This window comes from Burkholderia sp. THE68 (genome assembly GCF_009938265.1).
GTDB lineage: Bacteria > Pseudomonadota > Gammaproteobacteria > Burkholderiales > Burkholderiaceae > Caballeronia.
This window is the reverse complement of the sequence record NZ_AP022315.1, coordinates 820,209-836,742: the sequence shown is the minus strand read 5'-3', so window position 1 is coordinate 836,742 and position 16,534 is coordinate 820,209. Positions and strand designations below refer to the sequence as shown.

Genomic DNA, 16,534 nt, shown 5'->3' with positions numbered 1-16,534 from the left:
CGCCGATAATAACTGTACCGAATAGTATTGGGCTGATTGTACCGTTACTGTTACGGTGATAGCGGCTACATTTTGCTTTCGGGCTGTCCGGTGCGCGAGAGGGAAGCGTTATGCTATCGGCCCTTGTTCATCGCTTGGCCCGTCATGACCGATCATCGACTCAAACTCGATCACCTCGTGATCGCCGCACGCACGCTGGACGAAGGCGCGCGATTCGTCGCCGCGAAATTCGGCGTGGAAACGGCGCCCGGCGGCGCGCATCCGTCGATGCGTACGCACAATCGGCTGCTGAATCTGTGGGGCGGCGCGTATCTGGAAGTCATCGCGGTCGATCCGTCGGCGGCCAGCGTCGAGTCGCCCCGGCCACGCCTTTTCGCGCTGGACGATCCGGCGATGCAGCGCCGCCTCGAAGATGACGGCCCGCAGCTCGTGCACTGGGTCGCGCGCGTCGAACCACCGAAGTCGCTCACGCGCTGGCGCGAGCAGTATCCCGAGCGCATTGCGCCGGTCGCGGCGATGTCGCGTGCCGGCAATACATGGGGCCTGACCGTGCCCGACGATGGCGCGTTCCCCGCGTGGCAAGGCGCGGGCGATGGCGTGCTGCCGTCGCTGATCCAGTGGGACACGCCGCGCCATCCGAGCGGCGCGCTGCCGGAAACGGGCATCGCGCTGCGAACGCTGACGGGTTTTCATCCCGATGCGCAAGCCGTTTCGGCGCAGCTCGCGTGGCTCGGCGCGGCGCATCTGCTGCACGTCGAGCAGACGGCGGGCGCGCCGGTGCTGGTCGCGCAGTTCGATCTACCGGACGGATCGACGCTGACGCTGGGCGAATCGGCGGAACAGGCGCAAGCGCGCGAAGAAGAAGCGCGGCAGGCGTCGAAGCGCCGTCGCACGAAGAAAGCAGAGACGCAGGACGAACCGGCAGCGCCACAACAACCCGACTGACGCCCGCGCGCATCGGTCAAACACGGAGACACCCCACGATGAAAACCCGCGAAACCGAAGGCATGCTGCTCGGCCTGATCGGCGTCGTCATTTTCAGCCTGACGCTGCCGATGACGCGCATCGTCGTCGCGGAGGTGCATCCGCTGCTCAACGGCCTCGGGCGCGCGCTCGTCGCGGCCATTCCCGCCGCCGCCCTGCTCTCGTGGCGCCGCGAAAAGCTGCCCACCTGGCCGCAGGTCAAGAGCCTCGCCGTCGTCGCGCTGGGCGTGATCATCGCGTTTCCGGTGTTTTCGGCGTGGGCCATGAAGACCGTGCCCGCTTCGCACGGCGCGGTCGTCAACGGGCTGCAGCCGCTGTGCGTCGCCATTTACGCCGCGTGGCTGTCGCACGAGCGGCCGTCGAAAGCCTTCTGGGCCAGCGCGATCGCGGGCAGCGCGATCGTCGTTGCGTTCGCGTTGCAGGCGGGCGGCGGCGGGCTGCAGGCAGGCGATCTGCTGATGCTCGTCGCGGTCGGCATCGGCGCGCTCGGTTATGCGGAAGGCGCACGGCTCGCGCGTCAAATGGGCGGCTGGCAGGTGATCTGCTGGGCGCTCGTGCTCTCCGCGCCGTTCCTGCTGCTGCCGGTCGGCTGGCTCGCGTGGGCGCATCATGTGGCGCATCCCGAGCCGCTCGCGCTCAAGACCTGGCTCGCATTCGGCTATGTCACGCTGTTCTCGCAATTCATCGGTTTCTTCGCGTGGTACGCCGGGCTCGCGATGGGCGGCATCGCGCGCGTCGGGCAAGTGCAACTGCTGCAGATCTTCTTCACGATGGCGTTCTCCGCGCTCTTCTTCGGCGAACACGTGAGCGCGTCGACGTGGCTGTATGCGGCCGCCGTCATCGTGACCGTCGTGCTCGGCCGCAAGGCCTCCGTGCGCGCCGCGCCGCAACCGGCAGTCGCCGCAGCGGCCACGACGCACGCAAGATGACGCACTCGCGCGATAATCGACGATTGCCGTACCTCGTCAGCCCAGCTTCGAAAACTCGCGGCCCCGCGCCGCGAGAGACATAACCCCAGAGACAACCGAGGCATTTCATGAATCAAGCCGATCTCCGCGCCACGCCGTGGCAACTCTCCGAACGCGCCCGCAAGCTCACCAGTTCGGCGATTCGCGAAATCCTGAAGGTCACGGAGCGGCCGGAAGTCATTTCCTTCGCAGGCGGCCTGCCCTCGCCCGCGACGTTTCCCGTCGAGGAAATGCGCCACGCCTCGGAACGCATCCTGCGCGATCAGCCCGCCGCCGCGCTCCAGTACAGCGCGACCGAAGGCTATTTGCCGCTGCGCGAATGGGTCGCGGCACGCTATTCCGTGAGCGGCGCGCATATCCGCCCGACCCAGGTGCTCATCACGACCGGCTCCCAGCAGGCGCTCGATCTGCTCGGCAAGACGCTCGTCGATCCGGGCAGCCGCGTGCTGGTCGAAACGCCGACGTATCTCGGCGCGCTGCAATCGTTCTCGCTGTTCGAGCCGCACTACGTGCAGGTGCCGACCGATGAATCGGGCCTGATCCCCGAAGCGCTCGATGCCGCGCTCGTCGCGAACGCGCGCCTGCTCTACGCGCAGCCCAACTTCCAGAATCCGACCGGCCGCCGCCTGCCGCTCGAACGCCGCCGCGCGCTCGCCGCGCTGGCGCAGAAGGCATCGTTCCCGGTGATCGAGGACGATCCCTACGGCGCGCTCGACTACGCCGGCGCCCCGCTGCCGACGCTGCTGTCGATGGCCCCGGATCACATCGTGCATCTCGGCTCGTTCTCGAAGGTGCTCGCGCCGGGCCTGCGCGTGGGCTACATCATCGCGCCCGAGGAATTGCACTTCAAACTCGTGCAGGCCAAGCAGGCGACCGATCTGCACACGCCGAGCCTCACGCAGCGCATCGTCTACGAAGTGGTCAAGGACGGTTTTCTCGATCAGCATGTGCCGACCATCCGCGCGCTGTATCGCGATCAGTGTCACGCGATGCTCGACGCGCTGGAACGCCACATGCCCGCCGGCGTCGAATGGAACCGGCCGGAAGGCGGCATGTTCGTGTGGGTGAAGCTGCCGAAGCACATCAACTCGATGAAGCTGCTGGAGCAGGCGATCGCGCAGAACGTGGCCTTCGTGCCCGGCGGTCCGTTCTTCGCGAACGAAGCCGAGCACAATACGATGCGCCTGTCGTTCGTGACGGTCCCGCCCGCGACGATCGACGAAGGCGTGGCGAAGCTCGGCGCGCTGATCCGCGCGAGCATCTGATTTTTTCGGGGGCGCGTGCGCGCCCTTCCACCCGTTTTCAGTGACGAGGAGCAACGATGGCATCCAACGTGTATGACAAGCTGAAGGAACTCGGCATCGAACTGCCCAGCGCGGGCGCGCCCGCCGCCGCTTATGTGATGAGCGCGCAGAGCGGCAACACGGTGTATCTCTCGGGACACATCGCGAAGAAGGACGGCAAGGTGCATGTCGGCAAGCTCGGTGACAACATCGCGACGGAAGAAGGCAAGGCGGCTGCGCGCAGCGTCGCCATCGACCTGATCGCGACGCTGCACGCGCATGTCGGCGATCTCAACAAGGTCAAGCGCATCGTCAAGGTGATGAGCCTCGTCAACTCGACGTTCGATTTCACCGAGCAGCACATCGTCACGAACGGCGCGTCCGAACTGATCGCGGAAGTCTTCGGTGACGCCGGCAAGCACGCGCGCTCGGCGTTCGGCGTCGCGCAGATTCCGCTCGGCGCGTGCGTCGAGATCGAGCTGATCGCGGAAGTCGCTTAAGGCGCATCCCGTTTCATCCCGGCGAAACCCGACGCGCTCACGCCGTCGGGTTTTTTTTGTCTCATTCGAATCGTTACGCTCATGTCCTCACGCACCGTCCAGTTCAAGCAGGTCGACGTCTTCACGCCCGTGCCGTTCAAGGGCAATCCGCTCGCGGTGATCTTCGACGCCGAAGGGCTTTCCACCGAGCGCATGCAGGAAATCGCGCGCTGGACCAATCTGTCGGAGACGGCGTTTTTGATGCCGCCGACCGATCCGCGCGCCGACTATCGCGTACGCATCTTCACGACGGCGCTCGAACTGCCGTTCGCCGGTCATCCGACGCTCGGCAGCGCGCACGCGCTCCTCGGCAGCGGCTACGCGCCGAAGACGCCCGGCAGGCTCGTACAGGAATGCGGTGTCGGCCTCGTGACGCTCGCCGAACGCGAGAACGGCGAATGGGCGTTCGCCGCACCGCCCGCGACTATCGTGCCGCTGACCGCTGCGCAGAACGATCGTCTGGCCGACGCGCTGGCTCCGGCGGTAATCGATTTCAGCGCGCCGCCCGCCGCCGTGAACAACGGTGCGCCGTGGCTCGTCGTGCGCGTGAGCGACGCGGCGCAATGTCTTGCGCTCACGCTCGCGGGCGACGCACGCGCAGCGGTCGCGGCGCTAGTTGCGGAAACGGGCATGCACGGCATCGCGGTCTACGGCCCGCACGCGCCGGGCGGACCGGCGAGCTTCGAATTGCGCGTGATTCTGCTCGGCGCGGAGAACATCGAGGACCCGGTCACTGGCAGCGCGAACGCGGCGCTCGCAACGCTGCTGCGCGCGCAGGAACGGCGGCCGGGCGAGCGCTTCACCGTCCGGCAAGGCACGGCGCTCGGCCGCGACGGCCGCGTGAGCATCGTCTATGACGATGCGGCGAGCGACGCACCGATCTGGATCGGAGGCGCGTCGGTAACTGTGATCGACGGCATATTCCGCATCTGAAACAATGACCTACGTGTCGGGGAAAGGCCGCGCGTATACCCCCAAGCGAGGCCCCTTTCTTAATCCCGGTGGCTTCGCTAATATCTGAACAATCGGGGATCAGATTGCGAGCGGTTTCACATCGGCGGATGGCCGGGCGTCGTGGAGTCGAGCCGCTTGCGCCGCAGCGCAAACGTATGCATTCAACGACACCGAACGCTCGCTGTTTCGCTCATGCTGTCGATCGAAACGTGGATCGGATCCTGGACCGTTTATCCGCCGACCCTCCATCGCGCGCCGCGCGCGGTATATTCACTCGTTTCGGCCGACCAGCTCTCGACATGCAGCGCTTCATCCACTTCGCGCAGTTCGCAGCACGCTACGCGCTACGCGAATCAGCGCGCACGGACGCGCCATGAAGCGCACGCGCTCCCACACCTTTTCTGACACTTTTCTCGGCGCGCCCTCGGGGCGGCGTCGGCGCGCGCTGCTGGCCATTCCCGTGCTCGGCACCTTCGTGCTGGTGCTGCTGTGGGCGGTGATCTTCGCTCGGCTCTCCGTCGAACGCGAAGCGACGACGCATGAGTCGATGGCCTCCGCCGCGATTCTCTCGTCGGCGCTCGAACAGCACACCATCAAGGCGATCCATCAGGTCGACCAGATCACGCGCTTCGTCAAATACGAGTACGAGAAGTCGCCCGACAACTTCGATCTCATCGCGACGGTCGAAAAAGGCGTCGTGCAGAGCGATACGCTCGTGCAGGTGTCCTTGATCGACGAATACGGCACGCTGATCGCCAACACGTCCGACCCGCATCCGAAGCCGATCGACCTGTCCGATCGCGAGCACTACAAGGTTCACGCGCATTCGAACGACGACCTGCTGTACATCAGCCGCCCGGTGCGCGGGCGCGTGTCGGGACTCTGGACCTTGCAGATCACGCGACGGCTGAATCATCCGGACGGCTCGTTCGCGGGCGTCGTGGTCGTATCGGAAGACCCGGCCTATTTCACCAGCGATTTCTACAACGTCGCGTCGATCGGCCGAGAAGGCGTGATCGCTGTCGTGTCGGACAACGGCTCGGTGCTCGCGCGCAACACGGGCGGCGGCCTCGGCGAGAACGCAGCGGCCAATCCGGTCGCCAAGGGCGGTGCGCGCAACGCGCCGGCCGAGCGCGCCCGCGGCGAGTTCAGCGCGAGCGGCGTCTATCCGACGACGGATCACGCGTCGGGCATCTATGTCGACCCGATCGATCACGTGAAGCGCATCGTGTCGTACCGGCATATCGACGGCTATCCGCTCGGCGTGCTCGTCGGCCTCTCCGAGCGCGAGGAGATGACCGACTACAACCACACGCGCAATGTCTATCTGCTGATGGCGAGCTTCATCTCGCTCGCAATGCTCGGCTTCTTCGCGGTGGCGACGGGTCTCATCGGCAAGCTGCTCGGACGCGAGCGCGAGATGACGCATCTGGTCGAATTCGATCTGCTCACCGGCCTGCGCAACCGTTACTCGACGTTGCGCGCGCTCCGGCACGACGTGGCGCAGCCGGAGAACATCGGGCGGCTCGCGCTGCTGTTCATCGACCTCGACAACTTCAAGACCGTCAACGACACGCTCGGCCATAACGCGGGCGACATCGTGCTCCAGATGACCGCGTCGCGTCTCGCGGAAACGGTCGGGCAAAGCGGCACGTTATCGCGCATCGGCGGCGACGAGTTCGTCGTCGTGCTGAAGGGCGATGACGTCGAGCAACGGGCGGTCACACTCGCCGACGATATCGCGACGATGTTCGCGACGCCCTTCGACGTGCGCGGCAGCGCGTTCGTGCTGCATTCGAGCATCGGCATTGCGCTTTTCTCGGTGTCGAACGAAAGCGAGATCGATCTGCTGAAAAAAGCCGATCTCGCGATGTACAGCGCGAAGGACGCGGGCCGCAACTGCTATCAGTTCTATTCGCCGCAGTTGTCGCATCGCGCGGATCATCTGATGCGCTGGGAGCAGCAACTGCGCGTCGCGCTGACCGAGCAGCAGCTTTTCCTCGTGTATCAGCCGAAGATCGATCTGACGCGCCGCTGCATCACCGGCTTCGAGGCGCTCGTGCGATGGAATCATCCGCAGCACGGGCTCATTCCGGCGAACGAGTTCATTCCGGTCGCGGAATCGACGGGGCTGATCGTCGCGGTCGGCGACTTCGTGATTCACACCGCGTGCATGCAGCTCGCGCAGTGGCAGCGCGATGGTTACACCGGGCTGTCGCTCGCAGTGAACATCTCGGCCGTGCAGTTCTGGCGCGGCGATCTGCTGGAGACGGTCGCGCGCGCGATCGAGGCGAGCGGCATTCCATCGGACAAGCTCGAACTCGAGATCACCGAGACGGTGATGGTGGAGTATCCGGAACTGGTGCAGGAGAAGATCGTCGCGTTGAAGCGGCTGGGCGTGCGAATCGCGCTCGACGACTTCGGCACGGGCTATTCGTCGCTGTCGTATCTGAATCGCTTCTCGGTGGATACGCTCAAGGTGGATCGCTCGTTCATCCAGGCGATTCCCGAGGATCGGAGCGTGTGCGTGATGGTGTCGGCGATCGTCAATCTGGCGCGCTCGCTGGGGCTGACGGTCGTGGTGGAAGGCACCGAGCGTGAGGAGCAGATCGCGTGGCTTGCGGCGCTTGGGCCTGTGGAAGCGCAAGGTTTCCTGTTTTCGCGGCCCGTGCCGGCGGATGGCGTGCAGGCGTTGCTCGATCGCTTCGGCGTGTGTGGATGGTCGCGTGGACACGGGGCGCGATCGCGCAAGGATGCGGGGCAGGAGTCGAGTACTGCGCTCAGTGATGAGCGCGGGGTGTGACCTGGGCGAAAACGAAAACCCTAAAACCCACGCGACAACACCGCCGTACCGATCGTCACCACACCAAGCACGAGATTGATCACGACGAGCCGTCGCACAGTTCCGACGGCCCTCGCCCCATCCGGCCAGTTCTGCGCCTGTACGGCGCGGCGAATGCGCGGAAACACCGCAAACCGGATATGCCCGAAGATGAGCATCATCACAATGCCGAGACCGGCCATCGCATGCAGGGGCCACGCCGCATGACCGCCGCCGAACTGCACGAGCAGGAAGCCGCCGGTGAGCAGAATCACGAGCACCGAAGCCGCGACCCAGTTGAAGAAGCGCGCAAAGACTGACTCCCATAGCGGCAGCCGCAGTTGCGGCGTGAGATCGCCGAGCGCGGGACGCAAGCAGAAATGCGCGAAAATCATTCCGCCGATCCAAACGGCTACGCCGAGCAAATGCAGAAAGAGCGCCGCTTCGATGGCTTTGTTCATTGGGGATTCCGGGGTATTTGAGTTGTCGAGTGCGTGCGGGCACAAGACTAGGAATGCACATGCGGTTAGGAGTTCCCCGCCCGGCCGATTTTGTTATCGCGCCTTGAAGAATCGGATTATTCGTGAACCTAAGGACTGTGGGAATGAGATAAGTTCTTTCGATGCCGCCCGCGCCCGCATTCAGTTGCGGATCTCGGCCGCGAGGCAGCTATTCTACGAACCGAGGAACCAGGCCGATATGAACTGCGTCGACTTCGTCGTTAGCCGACTTTGCGAAATCAGAGACGATCTCTACGAGCGTGGATCGGAGGCACGAGAACTCCGGATGCATCCAGAGGCCATGCGCTATTTCAGTTTGGAAACATGCAAGGGCATCGAAGGCGCGGGAGAGATTCCGATAGAAATCGCAAGCTCCATCACCATTAATGGCATGCCGGTCGTTCTGGATGAAGACTGCCGGTTTCCTTGTGTCATCGACGCGGAGAACAGGCGACATCTGTTGTAGCGGGCGCTAGGCGGCGAACACGACTTCCACGCGGCCTGGCTTGGCCGAGCGCCGCGGCGGACCGACGACGATTTGCACATTGCGGCCAAGGCGCGCGAGCAACTCGAGCATCTTCGCTTCGCTGATGCCCCGAAACTGGCCGCGCAGCAGTTGCGAGAGCTTGGGTTGGCTGATGCCGAGAACATCAGCGGCACGTTGCTGCGTCCAGCGCCGGGTCTTGATGATTTCGCCAATCTTGCCGGCGAGTTGCGCCTTGACGCGCATTTCGTCGGCATCGGGCAGTCCCAGGTCAGCGTACACGTTGCCGCTGCTATCTTCTATCTCAATCATTGCGCTCTCCCGCTGCATGGGCCTGGGCCGCTTTCAGCCGCGCCCGGATGATCTCCATATCCGGTCTCGGTGTGGCGATGCCAGATGCCGATTTCTTCTGGAAACAGTGCAACACATAAACCGCGTGCTCGAATCTCACCGTATAGACCGCGCGAAAAGCACCATCCTTCGACGATTCCACGACTTCCAGCACGCCTGCAGATCCGAATCCCTTCAACGGCTTCGCCTGTTCGTGCTTTCTGCCGGACTGCGCCTGATACAGCGCAAAGCCAAACATGTCCTGCACGTCCGCTGGCATTGTCTTCAGGTCTCGCTTCGCGGAACCCACCCATCGCAGCGGCTTGACTTCTCGCTCTTCCATGACTCAACGCAGATTATACCCATTTGGGAATATCGGCAGTTCGCTTCTTCCCTGCCTCCGGTCGGAAGCTTGTCCTCTCAGGCCGCGCGTTGAAATGATTAATGTCTGAATGTCGAGACAAAGTACGAAGCCCGCAAAAAAGCCCGCACGAAGCGGGCTTCCCAGGTCACAAGCGGACATCATCAACGTCCACTAAACATCTCACCCCTCGAACACCGGCCGCAAATCCGTCACCTTCAACGACGAATCCGGCGCACGCCCCTTCCTCGAACGCTTGCCCAGATGCAGTTGCATCTGCGAGCCGGCGAGCTTCTCGTCCCGCACCTTCCCGCCGCGCCCGGTGCCGATCATCACGACACCACGCGCATCGATGGCAAGCGCCTGACGCAGCGTCTCCTTCGGATCGAGGCCCATCAGAATGACGCCGCGTCCGCCGCCCGACAGCGTCTTCATCTCGTCCATGCCGAACACGAGCAAACGGCCCGTGCTCGACAGACACGCCACATACGTCGCGCCAGGAATGACCGGCATCGGCGCGAGCGGCACGGCGCCTTCGTCGATCGTCATGAAGGCCTTGCCCGCCTTCTGGCGGCTCACCATGTCGCCGAGCTTCGCGAGGAAACCAAAGCCATTGCTCGATGCAAGCAGCAGTTGCTGTTCGGCATTCGCCGCGAAGTAATGCAGCAGATGCGTGCCCGATTCCAGTTCGATCAGCGACGTCACCGGCACGCCATCGCCACGGCCGCCCGGCAATGCAGAAACCGGCACCGAATACACGCGCCCCTTGCTGCCCCACGCGACGAGCGAATCCGGCGTGCGCGCCTGGAACGCCGCATAGAGTCCGTCGCCCTGCTTGAACGTGAAGCCCGCCGGATCGAGTCCGTGGCCCTTCAGCGCGCGCACCCAGCCCTTCTGCGACACGACCACCGTCACCGGCTCGTCGACGACGCGCGTCTCGAAGGTCGCGCGCTTTTCCTGCTGAATGAGCGTGCGGCGATCGTCGCCGAATTGCTTGGCGTCCGCTTCGATTTCCTTGATGAGCAGGCGCTTCATCGCGGCATCGCTGTTGAGCAACTCTTCGAGCTTCGTCTTCTCGTCGCGCAAGTCGGACAGTTCCTGTTCGATCTTGATCGCTTCCAGCCGCGCGAGCTGACGCAGACGGATTTCGAGAATGTCTTCGGCCTGCCGCTCCGACAGATTGAAGCGCGCCATCAGTGCCTGCTTCGGCTCCTCGGACTCGCGGATGATGCGAATCACTTCATCGATATTCAGGAAGACGATCATCCGCCCTTCGAGAATATGGATGCGGTCGTCGACCTTGCCGAGACGATGCTGCGTGCGCCGCGTCACCGTCACGAACCGGAAACCGACCCACTCGTGCAGGATCTCGACGATGCCTTTCTGACGAGGCCTGCCGTCGGCGCCGATCATCACGAGGTTGATGGTCGCGTTCGATTCGAGGCTCGTATGCGCGAGCAGCGAGTTGACGAACTCCGTCTGATCGATACGGCTCGACTTCGGCTCGAACACGAGCCGCACGGGCGCGTCCTTGCCGGACTCGTCGCGCACGGCGTCGAGCAGCGCGAGCAAGGTCTGCTTGGTCTGGACCTGCTCGGGCGTGAGCGTTTTCTTGCCGAGCTTGATCTTCGGATTGGTGAGTTCCTCGATTTCCTCAAGCACCTTCTGGCTCGACACGCCCGGCGGCAATTCCGTGATGACCACCTGCCACTGGCCGCGCGCGAGTTCCTCGATCTTCCAGCGCGCGCGCACTTTGAGGCTGCCGCGGCCGGTCTCGTAAGCCGCCGAGATTTCCGCGGGCGACGAGATGATCTGGCCACCGCCCGGGAAGTCCGGTCCAGGCACCTTTTCCATCAGACCGGCATGGCCGATCTTCGGATCGCGGATCATCGCGACGGCGGCCTGCGCGACTTCGCGCAAATTGTGCGACGGGATTTCCGTGGCGAGACCCACCGCAATGCCCGATGCGCCGTTCAGCAACAGGAACGGCAGGCGCGCCGGCAGCAGCTTCGGCTCTTCGAACGAGCCGTCGTAGTTCGGCATGAAATCGACCGTGCCCTGATCGATTTCATCGAGCAGCAGGCGCGCGATCGGCGTGAGGCGCGCTTCGGTGTATCGCATGGCCGCGGCGCCGTCGCCGTCGCGCGAGCCGAAGTTGCCCTGACCGTCGATGAGCGGATAGCGCATCGAAAAGTCCTGCGCGAGACGCACGAGCGCGTCGTACGCGGATTGATCGCCATGCGGGTGATACTTGCCCAGCACGTCGCCGACCACGCGCGCCGACTTCACCGGCTTCGCGCCGGACGCGAGGCCCATCTCGCTCATCGCGAAGAGAATGCGGCGCTGCACGGGCTTTTGTCCGTCGCAGACATCGGGCAGTGCGCGGCCCTTCACCACGCTCACCGCGTAGTCGAGATAAGCGCGTTCGGCGTAATCGCCGAGCGTCAGTTGTTCGCCGTCCGGTGCGGTCTGCTCGGCGAAGAGATCGTCTGTGATTCCCATCGAATATCGATATCCGTTATGCGTTGCTTAAGTCGAACTCAGATGTCCGCTTCGACTTCGTTGCCCTTCTCTTCGAGCCAGCTGCGGCGCGACGCCGCTTCGCCCTTGCCCATCAGCATGGTCATGCGCGAGACGGTGAGATCGAAGCCGAGATCGCCGAGGCCGACAGGCAACAGGCGTCGCGTGTCGGGGTTCATCGTCGTGTCCCAGAGCTGTTCCGCGCTCATTTCGCCGAGGCCCTTGAAGCGGCTGATGGTCCATGCCGTTTCGCGCACGCCGTCCTTGCGCAGCTTGTCGAGGATCGCTTCGAGTTCGCCTTCGTCGAGCGCGTAGAGTTTCTGCGCGGGCTTCTTGCCGCGCGCGGGGGCATCGACGCGAAACAGCGGCGGCCGCGCGACGCACACGTGGCTACGTTCGATCAGTTGCGGGAAGTGCTTGAAGAAAAGCGTGAGCAGCAGCACCTGAATGTGCGCGCCGTCGACGTCCGCGTCCGACAGAATGCAGATCTTGCCGTAGCGCAGATTCGTGAGGTCGATCTGATCGTCCGGACCGTGCGGATCGACGCCGATCGCCACCGCGATGTCATGCACTTCGTTGTTCGCGAAAAGCCGGTCGCGTTCCGTTTCCCACGTGTTCAGCACCTTGCCGCGCAACGGCAGGATCGCCTGAAACTCCTTGTCGCGGCCCATCTTCGCGGAGCCGCCCGCCGAATCGCCCTCGACGAGAAAGAGCTCGTTGCGCGCGATGTCCGTCGATTCGCAATCGGTCAGCTTGCCCGGCAACACGGCCACGCCCGAACTCTTCTTCTTCTCGATCTTCTGACCGGCGCGCGTGCGCGCCTGCGCCTGACGGATCACGAGTTCCGCGAGCTTCTTGCCGTATTCGACGTGCTGATTCAGCCACAACTCCAGCGCCGGCCGCGAGAACGACGACACGAGCTTCACCGCATCGCGGCTATTGAGACGTTCCTTGATCTGGCCTTGGAACTGCGGATCGAGCACCTTCGCCGACAGGACGAACGACACGCGCGCGAAGACGTCTTCCGCGAGCAGCTTCACGCCTTTGGGCTGCAGGTTATGAATCTCGACGAAGTTCTTCACCGCCTGAAAAAGGCCATCGCGCAGGCCGGATTCGTGCGTGCCGCCCGCGGGCGTCGGAATGAGGTTCACATACGATTCACGCAAGAGCGGCCCTTCCTCGCTCCACGCGACGACCCACGACGCGCCCTCGCCTTCCGCGAAGGTTTCCTCGGTATTGCGCGAGCTTTCGGCATAGCGCTCGCCTTCGAACAAGGGAATCAGCAGTTCGCTGCCGCCCATGCCTTCGAGCAGATAGCCGCGCAGGCCGTCTTCGTACTTCCAGGTCTGACGCTCGCCCGTCTTCTCGATGACGAGCGCGACTTCGACGCCCGGCAGCAGCACGGCCTTCGAACGCAACAGGCGCTGCAATTCGCCGAGCGGCAGATTCGCGGAGTCGAAGTACTTCGGATTCGGCCATGCGCGCACGCGCGTGCCGCTTTTCTTTGCGCCGCGCTCGGCCGTGCGCGTCGTGAGTTGCTCGACGACATCGCCATTGGAAAACGCGAGTTGCGCGACCTTGTTGTCGCGCCAGACGGTCACTTCGAGACGGGTCGCGAGCGCGTTCGTCACCGAGACGCCGACGCCGTGCAGACCGCCCGAGAATGTATAGGCGCCGCCCGCGGCCTTGTCGAACTTGCCGCCTGCGTGCAGCCGCGTGAACACGATCTCGACGACCGGCACGCCTTCTTCCGGATGCATGCCGAACGGAATGCCACGCCCGTCGTCGTCGACGGAAACGGAGTTATCGTTGTGCAGGGTGACGGTGATCTGCTTGCCGTAGCCGCCGAGCGCTTCGTCGGAGGCGTTGTCGATCACTTCCTGAATGATGTGCAGCGGATTCTCGGTCCGCGTGTACATGCCGGGCCGCTGCTTGACCGGCTCCAGGCCCTTGAGCACCTTGATCGATGCTTCGCTGTAGCCGGCTGCCTTGGCGTTCATGACGAGGCGCTTGCCTCGCTGCGTGCCTGTCGCCATTGCGCTGGATTTTTTCGTGGACATAGTTGAACGTTGATCCGGCTCTCGAGCGTACTCGCGGGAAATGCCACAACGTGACGCCCGATCTGCCGGCGAAATGCTTGATGAAAATGCCTGGCCGGATGCCCGATGAGCGAGGAGGAAAACGGTCCGCCGATCCGTGCCGCGCTAGGAGAATAGCGGTTTTCGCCCGCCGCGCCCACCTCGGACCGATAAAACGCGCCTACTTGCGTTTCGCTTCCAGCTCTTCCCAGCGCTCCAGCGCGACGAGCAATTCCTCTTCGATCGCCGCATGGCGCTCGGACAGCCGCGCACCTTCCTTCGCATCCTTCGCGAAGATCGAGCCGTCTTCGAGCCGCGCGCCGATCGCCTTCTGCTCTTCTTCCAGTTCGGCGATGCGCGCCGGCAGCGCTTCCAGTTCGCGCTGTTCCTTGAACGACAGTTTCACGGTGCGCTGCGCGTTGCGGCCCGCCGCGCTTTCCTTCGGCGCGTCGTCCTTGGGCGCTTCCTTCGCGGTCTGACGCGCCGCTTCCTCCGCGAGACGCTCCGAACGTTCGCGCTGAATCTGCCAGTCGGAGAAACCGCCGACATACTCGCGCCATTTGCCGCCGCCTTCGGCCGCGAACACCGAGGTCACGACGTTATCGAGGAACGCGCGGTCGTGGCTGACGAGCAACACCGTGCCGTCGTAATCCGACAGCAGTTCTTCGAGCAGTTCGAGTGTCGGAATGTCGAGATCGTTGGTCGGTTCGTCGAGCACGAGCACGTTCGCGGGGCGCGCGAACAGACGCGCGAGCAGCAGGCGATTGCGCTCGCCGCCCGACAGCGATCGCACCGGCGAACGCGCGCGCTCGGGCGCGAACAGGAAATCGCCGAGATAGCTCATCACGTGCTTCTTCACGCCGTTCACTTCGACCCATTCGCTGCCTGGACTGATGGTGTCGGCGAGCGACTTGTCGAGGTCGAGTTGCGCGCGCATCTGATCGAAATACGCGGTCTGAATGTTGGTGCCGATGCGCACGCGGCCTTCATCGGGCTGCAACTCGCCGAGAATCAGCTTGAGCAGCGTGGTCTTGCCCGCGCCGTTCGGGCCGACGAGACCGATCTTGTCGCCGCGCATCACGGTGGCCGTGAAGCGATCGACGATCGTGCGCTCGTAGCGCTTCGTCACGTCCGTCAGTTCGGCGACGATCTTGCCGGACTTCTCGCCCTGCCCGACATCGAGCTTCACGTTGCCCTGCACGTTGCGGCGCTCGGCGCGCTCATTGCGCATTTCCACGAGCCGCGCGATGCGCCCGACGCTGCGCGTGCGCCGCGCCTCGACGCCCTTGCGAATCCACACTTCCTCTTGCGCGAGCAGCTTGTCGAACTTGTCCTGCTCGACTTTCTCGACTTCGAGCTGTTGCGCCTTTCTCGTCTGATACGCGCTGAAATTGCCCGGATACGACAGCAGCCTGCCGCGATCCAGTTCGACGATGCGCGTCGCCACGCGATCGAGAAACGCGCGATCGTGCGTAATGAAGAGCAGACCGGAGCGCAGCGTGACGAGCAACTCTTCCAGCCAGCGGATGCCGTCGAAGTCGAGATGGTTGGTCGGCTCGTCGAGCAGCAGCACGTCGGGCTGCACGACCAGCGCGCGCGCCAGCGCAACGCGCTTTTTCATGCCGCCGGACAGGTCGCCCGCGCGCGCGTCGCCGTTAAGGCCGATCTGCGCGAGCGTCGTCGCGACACGCGTGCGCCAGTTCCAGGCGTCGCGCGTGTCGAGCGCCGATTGCAGCGCGTTCATGCGTGCGAGCAGGTCGTCATGCTGCGGGCCTTCGGGCGTGTCGGCGAGCGAATGCGCGACGGCGTCGTACTCGTCGAGGAGTGCGCGCGCGTCGGTGAGGCCGGACGCGACGACATCGAACACGGAGGCGTCGAGATCGAACTCCGGTTCCTGCGGCACGTAGACGGTCGTGAGTTCGCTCTGGCGCGTGACGAGGCCGTCATCGGCCGCGGCGAGACCCGCGACGATCTTCAGCAGCGACGATTTGCCGGCGCCGTTGCGGCCGATGAGCCCGACGCGCTCGCCCGCTTCGAGCGAGAAGTCGGCATGGTCGAGCAATGCGACGTGGCCGAACGCGAGCTGCGCGTCCGAAATGGAATAAAGCGACATGGGAGAACCGGATGAATGGCGAACAGTCGGCGCCACGCAGGGCGACCGATGGAAGCGGCCATTGTACCGGGCGGGGCGCTCGGCGCACGCGGCTTAGGCCGAACGGATGAGGCTTTGCAGCCCCGAGAACAGAAAGGCCGCCCGAATCCGATTCGCGGCGGCCTTCCCTTTTTCGCCTGAAAAGCGCGTTACTTCACGTGCACCTTGATCGTCGAGCTCATTTCCGGCCCGTACGAACGGTGCGCGCCGTCGCCGAACTGCATCGTCAGCGTGTGATCGCCGGGCGGCAGTTTCACATCGGCTTCGGTCTGGCCCTTGCCGAAGTGCAGCGACGTGTCGTTCGCCGGAATCACCGTGCCCTTCGGTAGCGGCTTGCTATCGATCAGCAGATGGTGATGACCGGTGCCATCGGTCATCGTGCCGGCCGGCGCGATCGACATGCCATCGACGCCGAATTTCACGTGGACGGGACTCGTCACGGTCGCGCCGTCCTTCGGTTCGACGAAATAGACGCGTGCCTGCGCATGCGCCGTACCGGCGTATTGCGTCAGCAGCACCGCGCCCGTCAACATCGCACCCAAGAGCTTTTGCTTCATCGT

At 64.2% G+C, this 16,534-nt stretch carries 14 protein-coding genes; 7 read left to right on the top strand and 7 right to left on the bottom strand.

Annotated elements, in window-relative coordinates; all coding sequences use genetic code 11:
* Positions 1-144 precede the first annotated feature (144 nt).
* From BTHE68_RS03995 to BTHE68_RS03970, 6 genes are all read left to right on the top strand, one after another.
* Complete coding sequence (locus tag BTHE68_RS03995) at positions 145-945, top strand: VOC family protein (protein WP_162065236.1); 801 nt, start codon at positions 145-147, stop codon at positions 943-945.
* A 38-nt stretch (positions 946-983) separates the two neighbouring features.
* Positions 984-1,913, top strand: a complete 930-nt coding sequence (locus BTHE68_RS03990; RefSeq protein ID WP_162065235.1) for a DMT family transporter — start codon at positions 984-986, stop codon at positions 1,911-1,913.
* Positions 1,914-2,020: 107 nt separating this feature from the next.
* Positions 2,021-3,217, top strand: a complete 1,197-nt coding sequence (locus BTHE68_RS03985) for an aminotransferase-like domain-containing protein (protein WP_162065234.1) — start codon at positions 2,021-2,023, stop codon at positions 3,215-3,217.
* Between the two features lie 56 nt (positions 3,218-3,273).
* Positions 3,274-3,735, top strand: coding sequence for a RidA family protein (locus tag BTHE68_RS03980; RefSeq protein WP_162065233.1), 462 nt, complete (start codon positions 3,274-3,276; stop codon positions 3,733-3,735).
* A gap of 81 nt (positions 3,736-3,816) precedes the next feature.
* A complete protein-coding gene (locus BTHE68_RS03975; protein ID WP_162065232.1) occupies positions 3,817-4,707 on the top strand; it encodes a PhzF family phenazine biosynthesis protein in 891 nt (296 codons plus the stop codon).
* A 394-nt stretch (positions 4,708-5,101) separates the two neighbouring features.
* Positions 5,102-7,531, top strand: a complete 2,430-nt coding sequence (locus BTHE68_RS03970; protein ID WP_162065231.1) for a bifunctional diguanylate cyclase/phosphodiesterase — start codon at positions 5,102-5,104, stop codon at positions 7,529-7,531.
* Between the two features lie 20 nt (positions 7,532-7,551).
* On the opposite strand, the gene BTHE68_RS03965 is transcribed toward BTHE68_RS03970, so the two are convergent.
* Positions 7,552-8,010 (bottom strand): CopD family protein, encoded by a 459-nt coding sequence (locus tag BTHE68_RS03965; protein WP_162065230.1) that lies wholly within the window; start codon positions 8,008-8,010, stop codon positions 7,552-7,554.
* 238 nt (positions 8,011-8,248) lie between these two features.
* Here BTHE68_RS03965 and BTHE68_RS03960 point away from each other — a divergent pair, with 238 nt between their 5' ends.
* On the top strand, positions 8,249-8,515 hold the full coding sequence (locus BTHE68_RS03960; RefSeq protein ID WP_162065229.1) for a hypothetical protein: 267 nt from the start codon (positions 8,249-8,251) through the stop codon (positions 8,513-8,515).
* A gap of 6 nt (positions 8,516-8,521) precedes the next feature.
* On the opposite strand, the gene BTHE68_RS03955 is transcribed toward BTHE68_RS03960, so the two are convergent.
* From BTHE68_RS03955 to BTHE68_RS03930, 6 genes are all read right to left on the bottom strand, one after another.
* Positions 8,522-8,845 (bottom strand): helix-turn-helix domain-containing protein, encoded by a 324-nt coding sequence (locus BTHE68_RS03955; protein WP_162066775.1) that lies wholly within the window; start codon positions 8,843-8,845, stop codon positions 8,522-8,524.
* Positions 8,838-9,206 (bottom strand): type II toxin-antitoxin system RelE/ParE family toxin, encoded by a 369-nt coding sequence (locus BTHE68_RS03950; protein ID WP_162065228.1) that lies wholly within the window; start codon positions 9,204-9,206, stop codon positions 8,838-8,840. Before BTHE68_RS03950 ends, BTHE68_RS03955 begins: the two co-directional genes overlap by 8 nt.
* 201 nt (positions 9,207-9,407) lie before the next feature.
* Positions 9,408-11,726, bottom strand: coding sequence for a DNA topoisomerase IV subunit A (gene parC, locus BTHE68_RS03945; RefSeq protein WP_162065227.1), 2,319 nt, complete (start codon positions 11,724-11,726; stop codon positions 9,408-9,410).
* Positions 11,727-11,764: 38 nt separating this feature from the next.
* The gene (locus BTHE68_RS03940; protein ID WP_162065226.1) at positions 11,765-13,744 is read right to left on the bottom strand and encodes a DNA topoisomerase IV subunit B; all 1,980 of its coding nucleotides are present in this window, start codon (positions 13,742-13,744) and stop codon (positions 11,765-11,767) included.
* Between the two features lie 259 nt (positions 13,745-14,003).
* Positions 14,004-15,935, bottom strand: coding sequence for an ATP-binding cassette domain-containing protein (locus BTHE68_RS03935; RefSeq protein WP_162065225.1), 1,932 nt, complete (start codon positions 15,933-15,935; stop codon positions 14,004-14,006).
* A 188-nt stretch (positions 15,936-16,123) separates the two neighbouring features.
* Positions 16,124-16,531 (bottom strand): DUF4399 domain-containing protein, encoded by a 408-nt coding sequence (locus tag BTHE68_RS03930; RefSeq protein WP_174257986.1) that lies wholly within the window; start codon positions 16,529-16,531, stop codon positions 16,124-16,126.
* Between the last annotated feature and the right edge of the window lie 3 nt (positions 16,532-16,534).